18 protein-coding genes are annotated in these 22,816 nt (G+C 65.6%); 7 read left to right on the forward strand and 11 right to left on the reverse strand.

Annotated features, from left to right (window positions below; genetic code table 11):
* Positions 1 to 138: 138 nt before the first annotated feature.
* Together XH93_RS03750 and XH93_RS03755 are read left to right on the forward strand one after the other, a co-directional pair.
* Complete coding sequence (locus XH93_RS03750) at positions 139 to 1,239, forward strand: LLM class flavin-dependent oxidoreductase (RefSeq protein ID WP_139858695.1); 1,101 nt, start codon at positions 139 to 141, stop codon at positions 1,237 to 1,239.
* 80 nt (positions 1,240 to 1,319) lie between these two features.
* Complete coding sequence (locus XH93_RS03755; RefSeq protein ID WP_194472436.1) at positions 1,320 to 1,874, forward strand: flavin reductase family protein; 555 nt, start codon at positions 1,320 to 1,322, stop codon at positions 1,872 to 1,874.
* A 235-nt stretch (positions 1,875 to 2,109) separates the two neighbouring features.
* On the opposite strand, the gene XH93_RS03760 is transcribed toward XH93_RS03755, so the two are convergent.
* Entirely contained in the window at positions 2,110 to 2,514 is a 405-nt protein-coding gene (locus tag XH93_RS03760) for a hypothetical protein (RefSeq protein WP_194474981.1), read from the reverse strand.
* Complete coding sequence (locus tag XH93_RS03765; protein WP_246799478.1) at positions 2,514 to 4,097, reverse strand: lipopolysaccharide assembly protein LapB; 1,584 nt, start codon at positions 4,095 to 4,097, stop codon at positions 2,514 to 2,516. The genes XH93_RS03760 and XH93_RS03765 overlap by 1 nt, the downstream gene beginning before the upstream one ends.
* Before the next feature lie 400 nt (positions 4,098 to 4,497).
* On the opposite strand from XH93_RS03765, the gene XH93_RS03770 reads away from it, so the two are divergent.
* Entirely contained in the window at positions 4,498 to 5,253 is a 756-nt protein-coding gene (locus XH93_RS03770; RefSeq protein WP_194472437.1) for an SDR family oxidoreductase, read from the forward strand.
* A 148-nt stretch (positions 5,254 to 5,401) separates the two neighbouring features.
* Here XH93_RS03770 and XH93_RS03775 read toward each other — a convergent pair whose 3' ends face one another.
* Positions 5,402 to 6,964 (reverse strand): winged helix-turn-helix domain-containing protein, encoded by a 1,563-nt coding sequence (locus XH93_RS03775; RefSeq protein ID WP_194472438.1) that lies wholly within the window; start codon positions 6,962 to 6,964, stop codon positions 5,402 to 5,404.
* A gap of 596 nt (positions 6,965 to 7,560) precedes the next feature.
* Between XH93_RS03775 and XH93_RS03780 the strand changes: the two genes are divergently transcribed.
* On the forward strand, positions 7,561 to 9,507 hold the full coding sequence (locus tag XH93_RS03780) for a DEAD/DEAH box helicase (RefSeq protein WP_194472439.1): 1,947 nt from the start codon (positions 7,561 to 7,563) through the stop codon (positions 9,505 to 9,507).
* A gap of 578 nt (positions 9,508 to 10,085) precedes the next feature.
* Here the strand turns inward: XH93_RS03780 and XH93_RS03785 are convergent.
* Positions 10,086 to 11,951 carry a sigma-54-dependent Fis family transcriptional regulator gene (locus tag XH93_RS03785; protein WP_194472440.1) on the reverse strand — a complete coding sequence of 622 codons (1,866 nt, stop codon included), beginning with the start codon at positions 11,949 to 11,951 and terminating at the stop codon, positions 10,086 to 10,088.
* A 148-nt stretch (positions 11,952 to 12,099) separates the two neighbouring features.
* Here XH93_RS03785 and XH93_RS03790 point away from each other — a divergent pair, with 148 nt between their 5' ends.
* The gene (locus XH93_RS03790; RefSeq protein WP_210340437.1) at positions 12,100 to 13,245 is read left to right on the forward strand and encodes an FAD-binding oxidoreductase; all 1,146 of its coding nucleotides are present in this window, start codon (positions 12,100 to 12,102) and stop codon (positions 13,243 to 13,245) included.
* 133 nt (positions 13,246 to 13,378) lie between these two features.
* Here the strand turns inward: XH93_RS03790 and glgX are convergent, their stop codons facing one another.
* The 3 genes from glgX to XH93_RS03805 all read right to left on the reverse strand — a co-directional run bounded on the left by glgX (position 13,379) and on the right by XH93_RS03805 (position 17,955).
* Positions 13,379 to 15,493 carry a glycogen debranching protein GlgX gene (gene glgX / locus XH93_RS03795; RefSeq protein ID WP_194472441.1) on the reverse strand — a complete coding sequence of 705 codons (2,115 nt, stop codon included), beginning with the start codon at positions 15,491 to 15,493 and terminating at the stop codon, positions 13,379 to 13,381.
* 405 nt (positions 15,494 to 15,898) lie between these two features.
* Positions 15,899 to 17,578 carry a methyl-accepting chemotaxis protein gene (locus XH93_RS03800; protein ID WP_194472447.1) on the reverse strand — a complete coding sequence of 560 codons (1,680 nt, stop codon included), beginning with the start codon at positions 17,576 to 17,578 and terminating at the stop codon, positions 15,899 to 15,901.
* Positions 17,579 to 17,775: 197 nt separating this feature from the next.
* Positions 17,776 to 17,955 carry a hypothetical protein gene (locus XH93_RS03805; protein ID WP_139487183.1) on the reverse strand — a complete coding sequence of 60 codons (180 nt, stop codon included), beginning with the start codon at positions 17,953 to 17,955 and terminating at the stop codon, positions 17,776 to 17,778.
* 344 nt (positions 17,956 to 18,299) lie between these two features.
* Between XH93_RS03805 and XH93_RS42660 the strand changes: the two genes are divergently transcribed.
* Positions 18,300 to 18,428 (forward strand): hypothetical protein, encoded by a 129-nt coding sequence (locus tag XH93_RS42660; RefSeq protein WP_256436593.1) that lies wholly within the window; start codon positions 18,300 to 18,302, stop codon positions 18,426 to 18,428.
* 162 nt (positions 18,429 to 18,590) lie between these two features.
* Here the strand turns inward: XH93_RS42660 and XH93_RS03810 are convergent, their stop codons facing one another.
* From XH93_RS03810 to XH93_RS03825, 4 genes are read right to left on the reverse strand one after another with little or no spacing between them, the layout of a single operon-like run.
* The gene (locus tag XH93_RS03810; protein WP_194472449.1) at positions 18,591 to 19,346 is read right to left on the reverse strand and encodes a GntR family transcriptional regulator; all 756 of its coding nucleotides are present in this window, start codon (positions 19,344 to 19,346) and stop codon (positions 18,591 to 18,593) included.
* A 7-nt stretch (positions 19,347 to 19,353) separates the two neighbouring features.
* The gene (locus XH93_RS03815) at positions 19,354 to 20,334 is read right to left on the reverse strand and encodes a Gfo/Idh/MocA family protein (protein WP_194472451.1); all 981 of its coding nucleotides are present in this window, start codon (positions 20,332 to 20,334) and stop codon (positions 19,354 to 19,356) included.
* Positions 20,331 to 21,218 carry an NAD(P)-dependent oxidoreductase gene (locus XH93_RS03820; RefSeq protein WP_194472453.1) on the reverse strand — a complete coding sequence of 296 codons (888 nt, stop codon included), beginning with the start codon at positions 21,216 to 21,218 and terminating at the stop codon, positions 20,331 to 20,333. The genes XH93_RS03815 and XH93_RS03820 overlap by 4 nt, the downstream gene beginning before the upstream one ends.
* A gap of 22 nt (positions 21,219 to 21,240) precedes the next feature.
* A complete protein-coding gene (locus XH93_RS03825) occupies positions 21,241 to 22,203 on the reverse strand; it encodes a tripartite tricarboxylate transporter substrate binding protein (RefSeq protein ID WP_194472455.1) in 963 nt (320 codons plus the stop codon).
* Between the two features lie 166 nt (positions 22,204 to 22,369).
* On the opposite strand from XH93_RS03825, the gene XH93_RS03830 reads away from it, so the two are divergent.
* Positions 22,370 to 22,759, forward strand: coding sequence for a carboxymuconolactone decarboxylase family protein (locus XH93_RS03830; protein WP_194472457.1), 390 nt, complete (start codon positions 22,370 to 22,372; stop codon positions 22,757 to 22,759).
* Positions 22,760 to 22,816 lie beyond the last annotated feature (57 nt).

A 22,816-nucleotide genomic window follows, 5' to 3' on the forward strand; every position in this document is an offset into this window, starting at 1 on the left:
GGCCGCAACCGGCCGAAAAGCCCGGCGATCTCCGCCATTCTTCCGATTTCCTCGCTGGCACAGCGCTTGCTCACGCAGCTCTTCGAATGCGCGGCAAGACGCATTGCATCTCAACCGTAAAGCCAGAAGGAAACGCACATGGAGCTTGGCTATTTCACCATGCCCTCGCATCCGCCGGAGTGCGGATTGAAGGAGGGCCACGACTGGGACCTGCAGACCCTGCGCTGGCTCGATGAGCTCGGCTACCAGGAAGCCTGGATCGGCGAGCACCACACCGCGCCGTGGGAGCCGCATCCGTCGCCGGATCTGTTGATGGCGCAGGCGCTGATGCAGACCAAGAATCTGCGCATCGGCCCCGGCGGCTTCCTGCTGCCCTATCATCACCCGGCCGAACTCGCCAATCGCGTCGCGATGCTCGATCACCTCTCCAACGGGCGGATGAATTTCGGCGTCGCGGCCAGCGGACTGCCGAGCGACTGGGCGATGTTCAACGTCGACGGCATGTCCGGCCAGAACCGCGACATGACCCGCGAGGCGCTGGAGATCATCTTGAAGATGTGGACCGAGCCGGGGCCCTGGACCCACAAGGGCAAGTTCTGGACGGTGACGAAACCGGACACGATGTTCGATTTCCTCAAGCCGCACATCAAGCCGCTGCAAGCGCCGCATCCGCCGATCGGCGTCGCGGGCCTGTCGAAGAATTCTGACACCCTCAAACTTGCCGGCGAACGCGGCTTCATCCCGATGAGCCTCAACCTCAACCCGGCCTATGTCGGCAGCCATTGGGACTCGGTGGAAGCCGGCGCGGCCAAGACCGGCCGCAAGCCGAGCCGCAAGGACTGGCGGCTGGTGCGCGAGGTGTTCGTCGCCGACACCGACGAGGAGGCGTGGCGGCTCTCCACCGGCGACATGATGGGCCGGATGATGAGCGAATATTTCCTGCCGCTGCTCGGCCATTTCGGCTTCAAGGACTATCTGAAGCACGCGCCCGACGTGCCTGACAGCGATGTCACCGTCGAATATTGCGCGCGCCGGAATTGGATCGTCGGCTCGCCCAAGACCGTCACCGAGAAGATCGAGCAAATCTACCAGGAGGTCGGCGGTTTCGGCGTGCTCCTGGTGTTCGGCTTCGACTACAAGCACAAGCCGGAAGCCTGGCGGCACTCGCTGGACCTGCTCAAGAACGAGGTGATGCCGAAGCTCAAGCATCTCGGCGCCGAGTTCGAGAAGGCTGCATGACAGCTGCGCGGGGTGCGGGGCTTGCCTCGCACCCCGTGTTCCATATCTTAAGCGGAGTTTTTGCTACCGGGGTTGGCGGAATGACGGTCGACGCACAGAGTTTCAAGCAGGCGATGCGCCATTGCGCCGGCGCGGTTGCGCTGGTGACGGTCGGCCGGGAGGCTGGGCAGCGCACCGGGCTGACCGTGACTTCGGCCTGCTCGCTGTCGGACAATCCGCCCTCGGTCCTGGTTTGCGTTAACCGGAATGCCAGCGCCCACGCGCGCATCCGCGAGGAGCGCCATTTCGTCATCAACTTCCTGAACGAGGATCATGCGCTGCTGGCGCTGACCTTCTCCGGCCAGAAGGGCGTCAACGGCGACGACCGCTTCGCCTTCGGCAACTGGACGGTCGGCGCGACCGGCGCTCCGGTGCTGGAGGACGCGGTCGCGGCGTTCGACTGCGTGCTGACCCAGGAGCTGGAAACCAAGACGCACTCGGTCTTCATCGGCGAGGTCAAGCACGTGCGCGCCGCCACGGCGGTCGATCCGCTGATCTACCTGCGCAGCGGTTTTCAGAGCGTGCGCAACATCCACGATCCGGTGGTGCTCGGCGACCTCGACGCCCGTCGCATCAGCTGGAACGAGTTCTCCTGAGCCTTCGCCCAGCGCGGAATGAAGTAAGATTGAATCGTTTCGACCGCGGGTTCGGTCCACCTCTCCCCGACGGGGAGAGGTCGATTTGCGCAGCAAATCGGGTGAGGGGCCGCAGCTCTAACGAGGGACCGTAACCCCTCACCCGGATCGCATCTTTGATGCGATCCGACCTCTCCCAAGGGAGAGGTGAACCTCCGCTGCTGCTCCAGATCGGCCTAATCTCTTCACGCTCGGCCTATCTCAGCCACACCAGCATCGGGACCGGCGCGCGCCCCGCGCACGACAGCGTGCCCTCATAGGCGTGCGTCTTGCGGGCGCTGTACTTGCAGGGGGCGTCGTCCAGCACCAGCTCCGCCGTCACCTGTGAGTCGGAGCCGGCGAATTGCAGCCTGATTTCCCCGGCGCGTTCGTCCGGACCGTCCTGGGTGCAGATCCCGACGTGCTTCATCTTCAGCGGACCGGAAAAATGCTTGCCCGGTCCCGGCTGGCTTTCGGTCAGGTTGCCGGTCAATTCCCATTCGCCCAGCACGCCTGCCTGCGCGAGAAACTCCATCGCGTTGAGCCGAGGGGCGTGACAAAGACAGAGCGCGACGGTGCCGACTAGCACCGCCCAACCGTCGCGCCTGATGGTCGGTCGCATCACAGCTTGCTTCCGGTGGTCTGCCGGAGCTCGATCAGCTCCGGCCGCGAGACGTTGGCATCCGCGGTGAGCCGGGCGATCTGCGCCGCGCATTCCCCGGTCTTGGCCTGGTCGCCGGCCGCCTTGGCGCTCTTGCTCATCCCGACATAGGCCGCCAGCCGGTTGGGCTCCTTCTTCAGCACGGCCTCATAGGCGGCAAGCGCTTCCTTGGGCTTGCCATCGTCGAGCAGCATGGCCCCGTAAAGCTCGCGCGCCGGCGCCAGCGGCCCCGGCGTCACCGGATGCTTGTCGGTCTTGTCTTCCGCCTCCGCGGCGGCATTCATCGCCTCGAGCGCCGCGTCGTGCTTGCCCTCAGCGTAGAGGATCCATGCGCTCGCGACCTGGCGCTGGATGTCGACGATGTTGGACCAGTAGGCGTCCTTCGCGTCCTTCAGCTTGTCGCGCAGCTCGGCGAGCTTGGCGACATCGCCCTGGGCGGCAGCCGGATCACCGGAGCGCGCGGCGCCGACCGCCCGCGCAAAATAGGTGATCGCATCCGCGTAGGCGTATTTAGTCTGCTTCGGCTGCAGCGCGGCGGCGGCCTTCCAGTCGCCGCGTTCGAACACATAGCGCGCCTGGCTCGCCGCCACCGCGTACGGCCCGGCGAACCGCTCGAGCCTGAATTGCATCTGGCCGAGTTCGTCGACGACGGCGCGCGCCTCCTCGTCCTGGCCGAGCTGGAGGTAGGCATAGACGAGGTAGTCCATGGCGTGGGCCTGATCCTGCTGCTCGCCGTCCTCCCTGGCGATCCGCGCCGATTCCTTGTTAGAGGCGATCGACTCCTTCCAGTAGCCGACCCGGGTGAAGATATGCGACGGCATGTGCTGGGCATGCGGCGCATGGGCCGCGATCTTCGAATAACGCGTCGCCGCGTCGAGGCCTTTCTCCGCCAGCGCCGGATAGTCGTAGAGATGGATCAGGTAGTGGGCGACGCCCGGATGGTCGGGCTGGCGTTTGAAGATCGGCTCCAGCAGCGCCGCGCCCTTCAGCTGGTTGGCATAGGTCTTGTCGGTCGGCAGGGCCGCGACGTTGAGCGTGATCGCATAGGCGATCTGCGCCTCGTCATCGTCGGCATAGCGGGCCGCCACCTGCTCTTCGGCGGCGAGGAATCGCTGCACGCGCGTGCGGTGATCGACCTTGTCGTAGTCGACATACATCGCGGCGATTGCATCGATGTAATCCCGCTCGCGGTCCGTCTTCGCACCCACCGCCTGGCCCTTCTTCACCGCCTCTAGCCCGAGCGGAAGGTTCTCCGGCGGCGGCGGCGCGTGCGGATTGTAGAGATAGCTGAGCGCGATCCCCCAATAGGCGATGCCGCATTGCGGGTCTTCCTTGAGCGCCTCCTCGAAGGTGCGTCGCGATGCGCTGTACCAGAACGAGTGCTGATACCGCATCGCCTGATCGAACAGCTCCTGCGCCGGCGGCGTGCAGGTCGTTGCGAAATGCACGGTGCCGAGCTGTTGTTCGGCCGAATGTGCGGCGGCAGGTTGCGAAATGGTCGCGGCAACCAGGCCAAGGACCACAGTGAGAGGAAACCGCGTCATGGGACCCGCTCCGTGTCGTCGATGAAAGTGAACACGATATCACCATTTGCGCATGACGGGAAATATGACGGTCGTTCCATCATTGTACGTCGGCGGACCGGCTTTGTGACGTTTGATGTCGTCCATAAACGATCAGCAATGCTGACCGGTCGAAAATCCGGGCGTCATGGTATGGTGCTCCCGCGGGTGGCGCCGACAGACCGAGGCGCAGGCGGGTCTCAGGATGACGGGTCTATCCTCGTCATTGCGAGCGAAGCGAAGCAATCCATCGCGCAGCATATGCGGAGGAATGGATTGCTTCGTCGCTTCAGCGCAAAATTGCTCTGCAATTTTGTCGCGAGCTCCTCGCAATGACGGGGCCTAAAGGTGCACAACCTCTCAGGATACGGGAGCATCAACCATGAAGATCGTCGTGATCGGCGGGACCGGCCTGATCGGCTCCAAGACAGTCGCAATCCTGCGCGAGCGCGGCCACGAGGTGGTCGCCGCGTCGTCCAAGAGCGGGATCAACGTCATCACCGGCGAGGGCCTCAAGGAGGCCATGGCCGGCGCTGCGGTCGTGATCGACCTCGCCAACTCGCCCTCGTTCGAGAACAACGCGGTGCTGGAATTCTTCGAGACCGCAGGCCGCAACCTGCTCGCGGCCGAGTCCGCCGCAGGTGTCCGGCATCACGTCGCGCTCTCCATCGTCAACACCGACCGCACGCCCGAGAACGGCTACTTCCGCGCCAAGGTCGCGCAGGAGAAGCTGATCGAGGCGTCAGGGATTCCGTATACGATCATCCGCGCCACCCAGTTCATGGAATTCATCGGCGCCATCGCCGACGCAGGCGCGGTCGGCAACACCGTGAAACTCTCGCCCGGCCTGTTCCAGCCGATCGCGGCGGAAGAGGTGTCCGCCATGGTCGCGGATATCGCGCTGGAGCCGCCACGCAACGGCATCGTCGACATTGCCGGCCCCGACCGGGCGCCGTTGGACGAAATCGTCACCCGCTACCTGAAGGCTGTCGGCGACCCGCGCCAGGTCGTGCGCGACCCCGATGCCCTCTACTGGGGCGGCCGCGTCGAGCAGCTTTCGCTGGTGCCGCTCGGCGACGCCCGCCTCGGCCGCATCGACCTGAACGAATGGCTGCGCCGCGCGCGGGCGAAGGGCTGATTATCCGTTCTGAACCCGGTTGACGGCCTCTCTACTGGCCCGATCGAAAGGCGGACCTGCGCGCAACTCTATCAAAGCAGCGTCCATCGCGCCCAAAACCGACGCAGGCAGGAACGCGCTGGAGTCGGCTGCTGCCCCGAAGCGCCGATCACCCTTCCGGCACGCCAGCGAGGCGCCAGCCTTCACACAAGCGCTGCAGCCCGGCAAGGTAAACTGGATTGTCGCTTTGTTGAGCTGCGAGCAAGCGACGAATGGTGAAACCTGAGTTGAGCGCAAGTCCCGTTCTCGCAGCAGTTCGCGCCTCATCGCGCGCGCCGGTCAAGGCCAAGGCAGCGGCGAGCGATAAATGAGCGAGATGAAAGTTACGGTTCGCCTCGGTGCTTCGTCGCAGCCAACTGACGGCTTCGACGTCTGAACCAAGCAGCAGCTTGGCCACGCCCGCAAAACACGCCCACTGGTAGGCGAAAACGTCGCGAGGAGAGAGCCGTAAAGCTTCGAGTATATGGCCTTCGGTCTCGGTAGCGCGACCTATGTAGGATTTGGCGAAACCAAGGGCAGCATGAGCGAGGACCAAATTCGGAGCCAGCGCCAACGCATGTTCGAACTCACGGATGCCTTGGGCGGCCCGGTTCGTAAAGGTCTGGACCCAACCCCGAGCCATGTGGGCTGAGGCACTGTTCGGCCTAATCGACAATACTTTGTTCACCATCGCCTCGGCCGCCGCAAGCCGCGCGGGCCCATCATCCGTCGTAAAGCTACCTCCAACTACCGTATCAACATTTGCCAGACCAATCATTGCTTCGACGTTGCCGGGATCGAACTCTAGCGAGCGTTCGAAGAAGCCCCGCGCTTGCGTCACGCATTCAAGGCTAATCCCCTTCATCAACCAGGCCCGGCCCTGGAAGCACAAGTCCATCGCGTCGGGATGCAGCGTATGCTCGGCTCGTCGCGCCTCAGCCTCGATGAGCTGGGCACCTAATGTACCGGCGAGCCTCGACACGATTTCGTCCTGCATATCGAACAGGTCGACGACAGGCTTCTCGAAGCGCTCGGCCCAAAGATGCTGGCCGCTCCTGGCATCGATCAGCTGAACATTCATCCGAAGTCGCTTGCCGCTGCGTTGCACTGAGCCTTCGAGCACGTAGCGAACATTCAATTCGCGGCCGACTTGGCGCACATCGACAGCTCTGCCCTTGTATGAGACGGCGCTGTTCTGTGCCATTACAAATGAACCACCGATGCGCGACAGGTCCGTGGTCAGACTCTCGGTTATACCGTCCGCGAAATAGTCCTGCTCACGATCACCGCTCAGGTTCGCGAAGGGTAGCACGACGATGGACAGGCGCGGCGGCGCTTCGCCGGTTCGCTCAATTGGGCCAATCGTCTCATTTGCGGGCCTCCGGTCTTCCTTCACTGCGCAAACGAAGCGGAAACCCTTGCGCGGCAATGTTTTGATCAAGTGCTGTTTCTCGCCGGAGTCGCCGATTGCGCGCCGGGCGGCGTTGAGTCGAGTCGTCAGCGCAGCATCCGAGACGATGCGGCCCTTCCAGATCGCGTTGATGAGATCGTCCTTGCTGACGACGCGCTCTCGGTTTCGGATCAGGTATTCAAGCAGATCGAACACCAGGGGTGTGACAACAACCACGTCCGTCGCGCGCTGCAGTTCGCGCCTGTCGGTATCCAATGCGTAATCCTCAAAAAGAAAACGCAAGCTGCATTCCCTCTCGCGGCTACCTCTGAAATCCAAAGATAAGCTGCCAGCGAAGAAAATGTAAGCGAGCTGTCAAGCGCGCGCCAAGGGATGTGTGCTGGCCACCTCGCCTGGTCGAAATAGCCGGGGCGAGAAAGACTACGTCGCTCGATCGGCGCTCTCAACCGACCCGTGTTGCACACCATAGCTGTCTATTTGAGCGGACGGGGCGATCGCGTCTGGGGACCAACACCTTCGTCCTCAAACAGCGCCCGGATTGAGTCCAATGGCAGCGCCTGCCTGCTGCGGAGCATTGGTCCGCACGCTGCCCGGGATCTGCCGAAGAAAGCCGACATGCCGTCGTCACCCGACAATGTCCGGTTTTAGGGGGAAAGCCGAATTGGCTGAGTACACCCCTTGGCCGCCTCCGGGGCCGGCACGCTCGATCAAATCTGGCTCCGGCGCGGGCTTTTTTGCCCCCGGGGCATGGTGATTTGGCCGGGTTTGGCGTAAAGCAGCCGAAATCACAAATCGCTACGCGCGCGGCCGTGCCATTTGCCGGACCCGCCGCTTCATGTCACGCGGCGCCGTGCGCCGCGCCAACCAAGGTTTTTCCCGTGTCATTCCCGACCACCAGTCCGCCGCTCGCGCGGGCGCTTGCCGAGCGCAGCTACGATCGGCCGACCCCGGTTCAGACCGCCGTCCTTGCCAATGAGGCCGTCGGCCGCGACCTGCTGGTGTCGGCGCAGACCGGCTCCGGCAAGACCGTCGCCTACGGGCTCGCGATGGCCAGCGATCTGCTGGCCGAGGCCGAGCGCTTCGCGCGCGCGGCTGCGCCGCTTGCGCTGATCGTCGCGCCGACCCGCGAGCTTGCTTTGCAGGTCCACCGCGAACTCGCCTGGCTCTATGGGCATGCCGATGCGCGCGTCGTGTCCTGCGTCGGCGGCATGGACCCGCGGCGCGAGCAGCGCGAGCTGGCCGCCGGCGCGCACATCGTGGTCGGGACGCCCGGGCGCCTGTGCGATCATCTGCGCCGCGGCCATCTCGACACCTCGGAGTTGAAAGCCGTGGTGCTCGACGAGGCCGACGAGATGCTCAATCTCGGCTTTCGCGAGGACATGGAATTCATCCTGGAATCGACGCCGGAGGCGCGCCGTACCCTGCTGTTCTCGGCGACGTTTCCGCGCGGCATCGTCGCATTGGCAAAACAGTATCAGCAGGACGCGTTTCGGATCGAGGTCGCGGGCGACGAGGGCGGTCATGCCGACATCGACTACCGCGCGATCCGGATCGCGCCCGGCGACGTCGAGCACGCCGTCGTCAACGTGCTGCGCTTCTTCGAGGCGCCGAGCGCGCTGGTGTTTTGCAACACGCGCGACGCGGTCCGGCATCTGCAGGCCGCATTGCTGGAGCGCGGCTTTGCCGTGGTCGCACTGTCGGGCGAGTTGACCCAGAACGAGCGTACTCAGGCGCTGCAGTCGTTGCGTGATGGACGCTCGCGGGTCTGCGTCGCGACCGACGTGGCGGCGCGCGGCATCGATCTGCCGAGCCTCGACCTCGTCATCCATGCCGACCTGCCGAACGACCCGGAGGTGATGCAGCATCGCTCCGGCCGCACCGGCCGCGCCGGCCGCAAGGGCGTCAGCGTGCTGCTGGTGCCGCCGGCACGGCGGCGGCGCGCCGAAACGCTGCTCGATCTGTCCGGCATCGATGCGCTCTGGGGCACCGCGCCGCAGGCCGACGATATCCGCAAGCTCGATCATGACCGCATGCTGAAGGACGCGGTGTTTTCCGAGGAGGCGACCGCCGACGATCTGGTGCTGGCGCAGGCGCTGCTGGCCGAGCGGTCCGCGGAGCAGATCGCCGCGGCGCTGGCGCGGCTCTATCGCGCGCGGTTGCCGGCGCCCGAGGATATCATCGATCCCGGCGAGATCCGGTCGCGCGACGATCGCGGCCGCGACAAGGCGCGTGCGCGCGGCGATGACCGGCCGGAGCGGCCGCGATCGAAGCCGGGCAAATCCTCGCCGCGCCACGGCATGGAAGAGGCCAGCGTCTGGTTCCGCGCTGCGATCGGGCGGCGCAAGAACGCCGAAGCGCGCTGGCTGCTGCCGATGATCTGCCGCCGCGGCGGCATCGACAAGCGCGACATCGGCGCGATCAAGATCATGGACACGGTCACCGAGTTCGAGATTTCGGCGCGCGTCGCCGACTCCTTCGCGGTCAAGATCCAGCGACCCGACAAGGAAGACAGCATCCGCATCGAGCCGCTGGCCGGCGCGCCGCAAGCCGAAGCGCCGCCGGACAAGCGCTCGCACGCGCCGCGGCGCGAGGCCGGCGATATGGATCGCGACACGCGTCGAGACGAGCGGCCGCGCGAGGCGGCACGGCCGAAGCACCACGGCAAGCCATCGCGCGAGAGCGGCCCGAAATTTGCCGACGAGCGGCCTCCCGGGAAAAAGAACAAGCATCGCAACAAGTCCGATCACACCGGCGCAGCGGTCGGCGTCACGTCGTGGCCGACAAAAGCTGCGTCCGGAAAGAAGAAGAAAAAGCGCCGCGGCTGAGAGGGGGTGAAGCTTTGTCCTCATCCACCGCTGTCATCGCCCGGCCTGTGCGCAATTGCGCACATGGACCGGGCGATCCAGTACGCCGCGGCCTCTCGGTTCAAGCACTGCTGTCTCTGGAATACTGGATCACCCGCATGCGCGGGTGATGACACCGAGCAAGTTGAGTAAACCAACCCGTCACCCTGTGCCGGCGAGGAAATGCAGCCGTCATTGCGAGCGAAGCGAAGCAATCCATGCCACCACATATGCGGCGCGATGGATTGCTTCGCTTCGCTCGCAATGACGGAGGATAGAATTGCGTACAATCCCTCACCGTCACCCCAAGCTGGTACCGCACGGAGACGCTTCGTCTCTCCCGCTTGCGGGGGTGAGGGGGCGACGTTGGCGCGATTTCGGAATATTGGAATAGTACCCCTGAGTTGCCCGACGTGTCAAGTGGCCCACGTCGAACGCCGGCTGCCGGCTACTTTGCATGGGGTTGTTTTTCAGCATTTTGGTCGCGCGCCGCTCCGACGGTCCCGGGAGCGAGAGCCCGGGGCCCTCGCGGCCGCAATTCAACCCGATTTCATCACGCCTTAGCCGTCCAGCGCGATCTTCAGCGCCTTGATCTTGCGGTACAGCGTCGCGCGGCTGAGCTTCAGCGCCTTCGCCGCCTCCGCGACGCGCCCGCCGCTCGCACGCAGCGCGTTCTCGATCATCGCGCGCTCGGCCGCGTCGTGATCGGCCACGGCCGACCGTCCGCCAACGGGCAGATCGAGATCAGCGTCGCTGATGACGCCGCCTTCCGCGGTGCATCCGGCGAGCCGCAGCACGTGGCGGAGCTGGCGCATGTTGCCGGGGAACGGATAGGCCATCAGCTGCGCCCAGGCGTCGGGCGCGATGCGGCAGTGCGGGGCTTCCTCGTCGGCGATCTGCGCGATCACCTCGCGCTTGTCGGCGCGCTCGCGCAGCGCCGGCAGCCGCACCTCCATGCCGCGCAGCCGGTAATACAGGTCGGCGCGGAAGCTGCCGTCCTCGGCCATCTGCGCGAGGTCGCGGTGGGTGGCGCTGATCAGGCGGATGTCGACCGGCACGGGTTTGAGCGCACCGAGCGGCCACACTTCGCGGTTCTCAAGCACGCGCAACAGCCGCGTCTGCAGCGCCAGCGGCATGTCGCCGATCTCGTCGAGGAACAGCGTGCCGCCGCTCGCCTGCACGATCAGTCCCTTCGAGCCCTCGCGCCGCGCGCCGGTGAAGGCGCCGGCCTCGTAGCCGAACAACTCGGCATCGATCAGGCTTTCCGGCATCGCCGCGCAGTTCAGCGCGACATAGTTGTTGGCGGCGCGGTTGCTGGCGGCGTGGATGGCGCGCGCGAACACGTCCTTGCCGGCGCCGGTCTCGCCATGCAGCAGGATCGGCAGATCGAGATTGCCGACCGTCAGCAGCCGCTTCACGCCCTTGATCAGCACGGGATCGCGGCCCGCAAGCCGGTGCAGGCCATCGAACCGTCCCGCCGGCTTGTCGCGCGACGGCGCCGGCGCTGGACGGGAGGATCGTGCGCGCAGCGGCGGCGCGATGCGGCCATGGCCCCACGGCGAGCCGTCGGCGCGGCGCAGCGCGACGCGCTCCTCCGAGCTCGGCGCCGCGCGCTCGTCGAGCTGGATCAGGCGCGACAGGTCGATGCCGTCGGATATCATCGCATCGGTCAGGCCGAACGCCGCCCGCGCGCTGCGGCAGGCGCCGACGACGCGGCGGTCGTCGTCATAGGCCAGCATACCCTGTCCGTCGCTGCCGGGCAGGGTGGCGATCCAGGACGCGCGATAACGCCGGCGGAAGAAGGCGCGCTCGATCCGCCGCGTCGCGTCGGTGGTGACCGCCAGCGCCAATTCATGCGCGCCGCGGCCGAGATCGCTGCGGCAGGACGAGATGTTGACGGCGCCGGCGAGCCGGCCGGCATGGTCGAACAGCGGCGACACCGCGCAGGTGAACATGTGCCACTGCTCGCGAAAATGCTCGTCGCCATGCACGATGATCGGCCGCTGCTCGGCGAGCGCGGTGCCGAGCCCATTGGTGCCCTCAAAAGTCTCGGCGAAGTTCGAGCCGGTGTAGATCTTCCACTCCAGGAACATCCGCGCGTAGTCGCCTTCCGGCAGGCGGCTCACCAGCATGGTGGCGTTGGGATCGGCGAGATTGACGCAGTAGCCGGAGTCTCGCAGCAGGCGCGCCAGGTCCTCGAGCTCGGGAACCGCGACCCGGATCAGCTCCTCCATCGGCTCGGCGACGTGGCGGATTTCGGCCTCGGTCAGCGTCTGCGGCGGCCCGCGCCGCGCCGGATCCAGCTTGTGATTGACCACGCAGCGCCGCCACGAGGCCGCGATCCGCGACTCGGCCTCGACGCCGGCCACCTGGCTCGCCGTCGACAAAACACGGGCGACATGATTCGAGGCCGAAAGGTTGGCCATCCAGAGGTCTCCACCCTGTATTTTTGCCGAAGTCTGGCAGCCGGCGAGCGAATGTCAATTGGCCGCCGGGGTCGCGGGGGGAGGCATTTGACACCTCCGACGCGCCGAACGACGATGGCCTCCACAGGTGCAAGCAAGAAGACTGGCCGTGGACGTGGACGAAGCGATGAAACTTGCGGTGATCGGACGTGGTCTGATCGGGGCGGCGGCGGCACGCCATTTGAGCAAGATGGGCCACGAGGTTGCGCTGATCGGGCCCGATGAGCCGGCAGACTTCGCGCATCACGACGGCGTCTTCGGCAGCCATTACGACGAGGGCCGGATCACGCGCTGGTTCGATCCCCACCCGTTCTGGCGGCAAATGAATCGCGCGGCGCTCTCGCGCTACGACGAGATTCTTGCGGAAAGCGGCGTGGAGTTCTACCGCGAAGCCGGCGCGCTTCACGTCGGCCGCAGCGACAGCCGCGACGTCACCTCGGTCGGCGACATCTGTGCCGCGGACGGCATTCCTTGCGAGGCCTATCAGGATGCGCGGCTGGCGGAGCGATTTCCCTATCTCCGATCGACGGCGGCCATGCTGGGCTATTTCGAGCCGCGCGATGCCGGCTACATCTCACCGCGCCGCCTGGTGCGGGCGCAGACCATCGCGGCGCAGCGCGCCGGGGCGCGGGTCATCGCCGAGCCTGCGCTGGGGATTTCCGAAAGCGGCTCCGGTGTGACGATCCGGACGCGATCCGGCGACGTTGAGGCCGAGCGCGTCCTCGTTGCCGCGGGCGGCCACACCCAATCGCTGCTCGGCCGATCCCTCGGCTTCACCGTCTATGCGCGGACCGTGGCCCTGTTTCGGCTTGATGCGGCGGAGGTGCAGCGCCTGGCCGGCATGCCGTCGATGCGCTGCATCGGACCGAAGGGCGACAATCCCTATATTCTGCCGCCGATCGCCTATCCGGATGGCCAGACCTGGCTCAAGCTCGGCGGCGATCCCGTCGATATTCCGCTCGAGAGCGAGGCTGACATCAAGGACTGGTTCAGATCGGGCGGCACGGTTGCCGTGGCCGACAGGCTGCAGGAGCAGATCCTCGCGCGCATTCGCGACCTCAGATTCGAGGAACGCCGTGTCGTGCCGTGCATGACCACTTTCGGCAACACCGGCTTGCCGTGCATCGGACCGCTGTCGGCGCGCGTCACCGTCGCGTTCGGCTGCTACGGCAAGAGCGCGAAGTGTTCGGACGAGCTGGGCCGCTTGGGCGGCATGGCGCTGCTCGGCGAGGTCAACGCAGAGCTCGCGCCTTGATTCAGCGGAGCGGCACCGGCGAGTTGCACGCGACGAGACGGCTCCGTAGGGCGGATTAGCGTAGCGTAATCCGCCATCAGCGTGCGGGCGCGGGTCTGCGGCGGATTACGCCTTCGGCTAATCCGCCCTACGATCACTTCGCTTCGCCGGCCGTGAACAGCAGGAACGAACGCCCCGTCACCTTGCACGTGCTGCCGAATTCGAGCGAGCCGCCCGCCGTTTCCTCCGGCGCGCTGGTATCCAGCAGCAGCGACCAGTGCGGACCCGCCGATGTCGGCGGCAGCTTGAAATCGACCTCGCCCTCATAGCTGTTGAGGATCATCAGAACGGTGTCGTCCTCGCCCTGGCGCGCGATCGCGGTTTTGCGCGCGCGGCCGTCGAGCAGCACGCCGAAGCATTTGATCCAGCCGGTGGTCCAGTCGGACTGCGTCATCTCGGCACCCGAGGTGTTGATCCAGACGATGTCGCGAATATCGAGCTGCGCATCGCGGTCGCCGGAGAGGAAGCGGCTGCGGCGCAGGATGGGATAGTCGCGCCGCAGCTTGATCATACGCTTGGTGAACGCGAGCTGCTTCTCGGCAGCCTCCGACAAATTCCAGTCGAACCACGAGATCTCGTTGTCCTGGCAATAGGCGTTGTTGTTGCCGCGCTGGGTGCGGCCGAACTCGTCGCCGCCGAGCAGCATCGGCGTGCCCTGCGAGGCCAGCAGCGTCGCCAGCATGTTGCGCTTCTGGCGTTCGCGCAGTTTCAGAATCGCGTGATCGTCGGTCGGGCCCTCGGCGCCGCAGTTCCAGGAATGGTTGTCCGACGAGCCGTCGTTGTTGTTCTCGCCATTGGCCTCGTTGTGCTTAAAGTTGTAGCTCGCCCAGTCGTTCAGCGTGAAGCCGTCATGGGCGGTCATGAAGTTGACGCTCGCCCAGGTGCGGCGTCCCTCGCGGTTGAACACGTCGTGCGAGCCGAGCAGCCGTGGCGCCAGCGCGCCCGGCTGCGCCTCGCCGCGCCAGAAGTCGCGCACGGTGTTGCGGTACTTGTCGTTCCACTCCGCCCAGCCCGGCGGGAAGCCGCCGACCTGGTAACCGCCGGGGCCGCAATCCCAGGGCTCGGCGATCAGCTTGACGGTGGCGAGCAGCGGATCCTGGTTCATCGCCTTCAGGAAGCCCGACTGCTCGTCGAAACCATAGACCTCGCGCGCCAGAATGGTGCCGAGGTCGAAGCGAAAGCCGTCGACATGCATGTGGCCAGCCCAGTAGCGCAGGCTGTCCATCACCAGCTGGATCACCCGCGGATGCGACAGGTTCACCGTGTTGCCGGTGCCGGTGTCGTTGATGTAGTAGCGGCGCTTGTCGGGCAGCAGGCGGTAATAGCTCGCGTTGTCGATGCCCTTGAACGACAGCGTCGGCCCGCGCTCATTGCCTTCGGCGGTGTGGTTGTAGACGACGTCGAGGATCACCTCGAGGCCGGCGCCGTGCAGCCGCGACACCATCTCCTTGAACTCGCGCAGGCAGTTCGCGACGTCGGCGGCATAGCGCGGATCGGCCGCGAAGAAGCCAATCGTGTTGTAGCCCCAGTAATTGGTGAGGTGTTTCTCCAGCAGATTGCTGTCGTTGACGAAGGAATGCACCGGCAGCAGCTCGACAGAGGTGATGCCGAGCGCCTTCAGATAATCGATCGCCACATTCGAGCCGAGGCCGGCATAGGTGCCGCGCTGATTCTCGGCGATGCCGGGATGCCGTTTGGTAAAACCCTTGACGTGCGTCTCGTAGACGATGGTCTCGTCCCAGTGCGCTTCCTGCCGTTGCGGTTCCTGGGTCCAGTCGAAATTGGGATCGACCACCACGCATTTCGGCATGAACGGCGCGCTGTCGCGCTCGTCGAACGTGAGGTCGTCGCCGCTCTCCATCCTGTAGCCGAACACCGCCGGATTCCAGATCAACGATCCGACATGGGCACGGGCATAGGGGTCGAGCAGCAGCTTGTTCGGGTTGAAGCGGTGGCCGCCGTCGGGCTGATAGGGCCCATGGACGCGATAGCCGTAGAATGTGCCCGGCTGCACGCCATGGACAAAGCCGTGAAACACCTGGTCGGTGTATTCCGGCAGCTCGAAGCGATGCGTCTCGCGCGCGCCGTCGAACAGGCAGAGCTCGACCTTGGTGGCGTTGGCGGAAAACACCGCAAAATTGGTGCCGTTGCCGCTCCAGGAGGCGCCCAGCGGATAGGGCAGCCCTTCCTCAATGACGAAATCGGACATTGTGTCCCCCAGCCAGAAAATCGACCTGCAACAAACGCCGCCGCGCGGAAAATGTTGCACGGGGATGTTAGCGGCAATGGAGCTTGATTTGTATGACGCTCCCCGGCCATCGCGTGGCGAGCGCGCCCAGAACGATTGCGACGAGTGAGGTGAGCACGCCCTTCAGGCTCCCTCCCCCCTTGCGGGGGAGGGTTGGGGAGAGGGGTACCCCACGACGTGCTCTCTCCATTTGCGCGCGAGCCACAGAAGCGATTTTTCGAGACCGATGTTCATGTCACCATCTCGCCCGCGGCCACCCCTCTCCCCACCCTCTCCCGCAAGGGGAGAGGGAGCCCTGGCATTGTGCCCGCTTCACTTGCGTAGGCGCAAAACAACCCGACGGGCAACTCGGGGGCGACCGTCGTCTCACGCCGCGCGGATGTTGGCGAGGAAGCTGTCGACCTTCTGGCGCAGCGCGGTCGCCTGGGTGTTGAGCTGTTCCGCCGAGGTCAGCACGCGGCCGGCGGCGGTGCCGGTTTCGCCGGCGGCGCGGGTGACGACGCCGATGTTGCCCGAGACTTCGCTGGTGCCGCGCGCGGCCTCCTGCACGTTGCGGGCGATCTCGCGGGTCGCCGAGCCCTGCTCCTCGACCGCAGAGGCGATCGCGACCGTGATCTCGTTGATACCGCCGATGGTGCCGCCGATATGCTCGATCGCATGCACGGCTTCGGTGGTGGCTTCCTGCATCGCGGCGACCTGGGCCGAGATTTCCTCGGTGGCTTTGGCGGTCTGGCTCGCCAGCGACTTCACCTCGCTCGCTACCACGGCAAAGCCGCGGCCGGCTTCGCCGGCGCGCGCCGCCTCGATCGTGGCGTTGAGCGCCAGGAGGTTGGTCTGGCTGGCGATGTCGCTGATCAGATTGATCACGTCGCCGATCTTCTGCGCCGCGGCGGAGAGGCCCTGCACCGTGGTGTTGGTGCGGTTGGCTTCCTCGACCGCCTTGTGCGCGATCTCGGTCGACTGCGCGACCTGGCGGCCGATCTCGGAGACCGACGACGACAGTTCCTCGGTCGCCGCCGCCACCGTCTGCACATTGGCGGAGGCCTGCTGCGCCACCGCGGCGACCGTGGTCGCCTGCCGGCTGGCATCATCGGCGGCGGTCGACATGCTGTTGGAGGTCGCGCGCAGCTCGACCGCAGCACCGGCCAGCGCGTCGAGCGAGGCGCGCACGCCGTTCTCGAACTCGTCGGCCATGCGGCCGAGGAAGCCGCGCTTCTCGGCCTCGGAACGCTTCTTCAATTCGTCCTGCTCGCCGCGCAGCCGCACCGCCTCGATCATGCTGTCCTTGAACACCTGGACCGATTGCGCCATCGCGCCGACTTCGTCGCGGCGGTCCTGCGCCGGGATCGAGGTTGCGGTATCGCCGGCGGCGATCTTGCGCATCGCCGCGGTCATGCCGGTGATCGGTCTGACGATGCTGCGTCCGAGCAACAGGCACATCGCGATCACGAGCAGCAGCGCGGCGGCGACCAGCCCGCCGATCCAGCGCGCCTGGCTCCAGAAGATGGCGTCGACGTCGTCGAGATAGATGCCGCCGCCGATGGTCCAGCCATAGGGCTTGAACTCGACCGCGTAGGAGATTTTCGGCAGCGGCTCGGTGCCGCCGGGCTTCTGGAACCGGTAGCTCACGAAACCGCCGCCCTGCGCCGCGCGTTCGATCTGCAGCTTGGTGAACAGCACGCCGTCCGGGTCGGGTGAATTGTAGAGGGTCTGGCCCTCGACCTTGGGATTGGGGTGCGACTGCACCAGGCCTTGCGCATTGAAGGCATAGAAATAGTCGCCCTGGCCGAAACGCAGCGTGCGCAGCAGCGCGCGGCCGCGCTCGAAGGCATCAGTGTCGGACAGGCCGGCCGCCTTGGAGGCCTGGTAGTTGAGGTCGACGGCTTGCCGCGCCAGGGTCACGAGGTCCTGCAGCTTGGCCTTGCGGTCCTCGAGCAGGCTGGCGCGCAGCGTGGTCAACCCGACGCCCGCGACGATGACGATGCCGAGCACCGCGACGCCAACCATGATCATGAGCTTGGAGGAGATTCGCAGATTGCCGAACATGAGGATCTTTTTCCGGGAAGGCGGCCGCCGCTTCGGGCGCCGATGGTTCAGAAAGGCCTAACGGCAATTGATAAAGTTCGACCTAACGCGGCAGCGGTTATGGCCGGCCTGCGCACAGCAAAACCCACGCCGGCCGTGGCAAACGGCCGCGCGAATCAGCAGAACTACGGAGGAGGGTCGCCTATGCGACCAAAGGCTTAAGCGTCGCCGTCTGTCAGTCGCTTCGCGCCGATGTCGAAGCCGAGCCGGCTTGCGCGGTCCTGGCGATCTTCGGCCATCAGCCTCAACTCCCGCTCCAGCGAGCGCGCAACTTCCTCCTGCGATTCTTTGAGACGGGAGCGCTTCGCGGTTTCGGGGTTTGCAGGCTGGGAGGTCACAGGGGAACCCTTGTCATCGTACTGTCACAGGGAGTCTTGGCACGAGTCGATTCAGCCGGACAATCAAAAAGAATTCAGACATAAAAGTTTTGGAAGGTCTCTTACGCCACTGAGTCCGAACTGAGCAGAAGATTCTCTCATGTGCAGATGGCCTGGCTCAAATGCACTGCAATTGGTGAAAATACAGGCGTTCCTCTCTTATCAGACCTTTTTCGAATTGCCGCGAAATCATTTCTGGATTGCGATGAAGACGTCCTGAAACGGACACGCTCTAGGCTTACGAAAGTTCCGGTCAGGGGCCGTCCGTTCGGGAGGCCTGAATGTCGTGTGGGGTGACGTTGGAAATGAAGCAGCTGAATGCGATGCCGTATATGTGGGCGGCCGTCTTGATCGCGGTTGCGGTCTGGGGCGCGGTCGGGTCGCCGCAAATGGCACATACCTCGGTCAAGCAGCACTACGCCGGCACCCGCTAAAGCGCGATGAGATTAGGTTGAATCATCATCGCGCTTTAGCGCTTTGTTTGAGCATGATCTCCGCGCAAACGCTTCGCGTTTGTCGCGAGGGAAAACCGCTTCACACTTTTCCGGATCATGCTCTAGGCCCCAGGCAGAGCCAAATACCCGCGATCACACACGCTACAGCGGCGGCCGCAGCGAGCGCTGCATGTCCATCGTATAGGTGTAGCGCCCCTCGGGGTGCGTGGTGATGGTGACCTCGAACAGTTCCTCGCGCTGACCGTAGTAGCGGCGTACCACAGTCAGCGCCGGCGAGCCGGTCTTGACGCCGAGCGCCTTTGCGATCGGCGCCGGCATGCCGCGGACGAAGATTTCCATCTGGGCGTGCTCGGTGACCTGGCCGTAGGTCTTGGCGATCTGCTCGTGCACGGGCGAGCGGCCGTGATCGCTGCGCTTCACGACGTCGGCGAACTTGCGCAGCACATAGATCTCGGCCCAGCCGAGCGGCGCGGCGAACTGGTCGGAGCGGCGTACCGCCTCGATCAGGAACCAGCTCTTGCCGGGCTCGCATTTCAGCAGCGCGGCGAGCTTGCGGTCGGCGACGATGTCGCCGCTGCTGACCACATCGCGGTAGGTTTCGTTGGAATAGCGCAGCCATTCTCCGAGCGATTTGACGCTGTGGGTGAACAGCACCGGCGGCTCGGAGGCGATCACCACCGAGCCGAGGCCGGCGCGGCGCACGATCAGGCCCTGGTCGATCAGGATGCGCAGCGCCTCGCGCACGGTCTGGCGGCTCGCCTTGTAGCTCGCCATCAGCTCGGTTTCGGTCGGCAGCAGGCCGCCGACGGCGTAGCTGCCGAGCCGGATGTCTTTCTGCAAACCGGTAGCGATGTCGCGGTAGCGGGACGATCTCGCCTTGCCCGGGTTGTCAGACATGCGGGGGCTACTGGCATGCCAAATGGCAGTTGGCCGGATGCCCTGTCTGCATCGACTGCAGCGCGGCCTCGAACGCGGCCAGCGTCGCCAGCACGTCGGCTTCCGGTATCGGGAAGGGCCGCCGGCCGTCGACCGCGTCGGCAAAGGCGGCGAGTTCCGCGGCCAGCGTATCGACCGCCGGATACCGCATCGTCGCGGGGGCCTCGCCGGATTTCCGCAGCACCATCGTCACCTCGTCGAGCACCTCGGCCGATCCCCTCGTTCCGAACACATGAACCCGCCAATAGAACGGTGTTGCGCGGATCGTCGCAAGTGTGCCGCTGACGCCATTCACAAATTCAATCGCCAAGGTTGCAGTATCGAGCGGCGGTGGCCCGGTCTCGCGTGCATTCAACCGGGCATAGACCTGCCGCGCCTCCCCGAGCAGGCTGACAAAGCCGTCGAGCACGTGCAGGCCGGCGCCGGTCAGCCCGCCGCCCGGCGATTCCTCTGATGACAGCCGCCAGCCCTGCGTGACGGCTTGCGAGTTCTCGTTGCTGTTGTGACCCTCGACATGAAGGATAGTGCCGAGCTCGCCGCCGGCAATGACCGCGCGCAGCGCCTGCATTGACGGCCAGAACCGTCGGTTATGCCCGACTGCGAGCACCACGCCGGCGTTGCGGCAGGCGGCAAACATCGCCGCTGCATCGTCGCGCCGAAGCGCGAGCGGCTTTTCGCAGAACACTTGCTTGCCAGCAGCAGCGGCCGCGATCACCTGGCTTTTGTGCAGCGAATGCGGCGTCGCCAGCAGCACGGCGTCGACGGCGGGATCGGCGAGCACGGCGTCGAGGCGGGCGGTGGGTGCAAGACCATGCGTCGCGCGAAAACGCTCCGCACTGGCGATGTCGGGTTCCACCGCCGCGACGATCCTGAGCCGTGGCTCGTTGCTGATAGCCTCGACCAGCGCGCGGCCCCATCGGCCGAGGCCCGCGATTGCGCAATTGATCATGGACCTTCCTTGTTCAGGCGGCGCCCGGCCCGGATCGCCTCGATCACCGCGGCACTGTCGCAGGTCGGGCCGTGCAGCGCGATCGTCCTGCGCAGCAGATCGGCCTGCGCTGACGTCATCGGCAGCGACAGGCCGTGCCGGCCGGCTTCACGCAGGATCAGTTCAGCGTCCTTCAACGTCTGCGCGATGTGCGATTGCGGCGAAAAGTCCTGCGCCAGCATTTTTGGTCCCTTGCTGTCCATGACGGCGGAATATGCCGCCGAGTGCCGCGCGCTCGCAAGGAAGCTCAGGCCGTCGAGGCCGAGGCTCTCGGCAAACACGATACCCTCGGCCAGCGCCGCGCGGTTGCTCTGCAGGATCAGATTGATGGCAAGCTTGGTGCGGCTGGCATTGCCGATCGCACCGACATTGACTCGCCACGGGCAGAGGATGTCGAGCGTCTCCGCCGCGGCCTCGATGGTGTCGGGCTCGCCGGCGACCAGCGCGGTGGCGGTGCCGGAGCGCACCTCGGCGCTGGTGCCCGAAATCGGCGCCTCGATGAAGGCGAGATGCGATCGCGCGGCGAATTCGGCGATCGCCGCGATTTCGTCGGGCGCGCAGGTGGTGGTGCAGATCAGCAGCGGCGGCGCGGTCGTGTTGGCGAGGTCGGGCAGCAATGCCATGATCTGGGCGGCGTCATATACCGCAAGGACAATGGTCTGGCAGCGCGCCGCCACCTCGGCGGCGAAGGTTGCGAATTCAGCGCCGCGGGCGCTCAACCCTTCCTTCCTCGCTGCATCGATATCGTACCCAATCACCCCGACGCCGGCATCGCTGAGACGGGCCGCCAGCGCCGATCCCATCAGGCCTAGCCCGATCACCCCGACTTGTGTTGTGTTGTCCATGGCGCGGCCTCGCCACCTCGCTTCATTGCGGCTGGATGCCGGCGGCCTTCACCTCCGCCGACCAGCGCACCACCTCGCTTTTCACGAAACCGCCGAACTCGGCCGGCGTCAGCGGCGCCACGATCACGCCGACATCGGCGAGCTTCTTCCGGGTCTCCGGCATCGCCAGAAACTTTGCGCATTCGGCGTAGATCCGGTTGACGAACGGCGCGGGCGTCCCGGCCGGAGCGAACAGCCCGTACCAGATCGTGGCCTCGAAGCCCGGCATCACTTCGGCGAGCGCCGGCAGGCCCGGGGTGAGCTCGTTGCGGGCCGCCGACGTCACGCCGATGCCGCGCAGCGTACCGCCCTGCATCTGCGGGATCGCGACCGAGAAATCGCCGAAGGTGAGATCGATCACCCCGGCCATCACGTCGGTCATGGCCTGCGGCACGCCGCGATAGGAGGCCGCGACCAGCGACAGGCCGCCGCGCGACTGCAGCTGCGCGACCGAGATCTGCGAGGCGCCCGAACCGTAGCCCGCGGTCAGGTTCGGATGCGCCTTGGCGAAATCGAGGAATTGCGCGAGGTCCTTGGGCGCAGATCTCGGGTTAATCAGCAGCACCATCGCCGTCGTCGTGGTGCGGATGACGGGGGCAAAATCCTTCACCGGGTCGTAGGACAGGCTCTTGAACGTCGCGACGTTGCTGGCATGCGTCGTGTTCGTGCCCATCAACAGCGTGTAGCCGTCGGGCGCACTGCGTGCGACCTCCTGGGCGCCGATGCTGCCGAGCGCGCCGGCGCGGTTCTCGATCAGCACGGTCTGGCCGAACGCATCCTGCAGATATTGGCCGATCAGCCGCGCCACATTGTCGGGGCCGGCGCCGGCCGGAAACGGCACGATGATCTTGATCTGCCGCTGCGGGAAGTCATCGGCGGCCGGGGCAGGCTGCGCCGCGAAGCCGGAGAGGAGCAGGACGACCAGCAAGCCCAGGCGCAACTTCATCCCGATTCCTCCGCAGATCCGGCCTGACGAGGTCTGTTTCGACCCTGTCTGTTTTGACCAATTTATACGGACAAATGTGCGGCCAACGCAAGTAGTTCGCGCGAGCGGACATTGAGCTCCGTGACATTTGTCCGTATAATTTGTTCAAACAAGGAGCCAGACGACAATGGTTGATGTCAGCGACCTCCACGAGCGCGGGCTGCGCCGGCGCCAGAAGATGTTCGGCGATGCCGATGTCGCCACACGGATGGCCGCGGCGGGCGAGTTCGGCGCGCCGTTGCAGAACATCATCAACGCCTATGTGTATGGCGACGTCTGGGAGCGCAGCGGCCTGTCCGACCAGATCCGCAGCCTGGTCATGCTCGGCATCACCGCGGCAAGCGGCAAGGCGACCGAATTCCGCGTCCACGCCAAGGGCGCGCGGGCCAATGGCTGCACCGCCGCGCAGGTGCAGGACGTGCTGCTGCTGGTCGCGATGTATTGCGGCATTCCCGCCGCGATCGAGACCAGCAAAATCGCAGCCGAGGTGTTCGGCGAGGTGCCGGCCGAGGGGTAGGGCGTCCGCGCGCGGCATGATAGGCAAAATGCCGAGCTGCGATCGGCCACAGGATAT

It is taken from the genome of Bradyrhizobium sp. CCBAU 51753 (assembly GCF_015291565.1).
Lineage (GTDB): Bacteria > Pseudomonadota > Alphaproteobacteria > Rhizobiales > Xanthobacteraceae > Bradyrhizobium > Bradyrhizobium ivorense.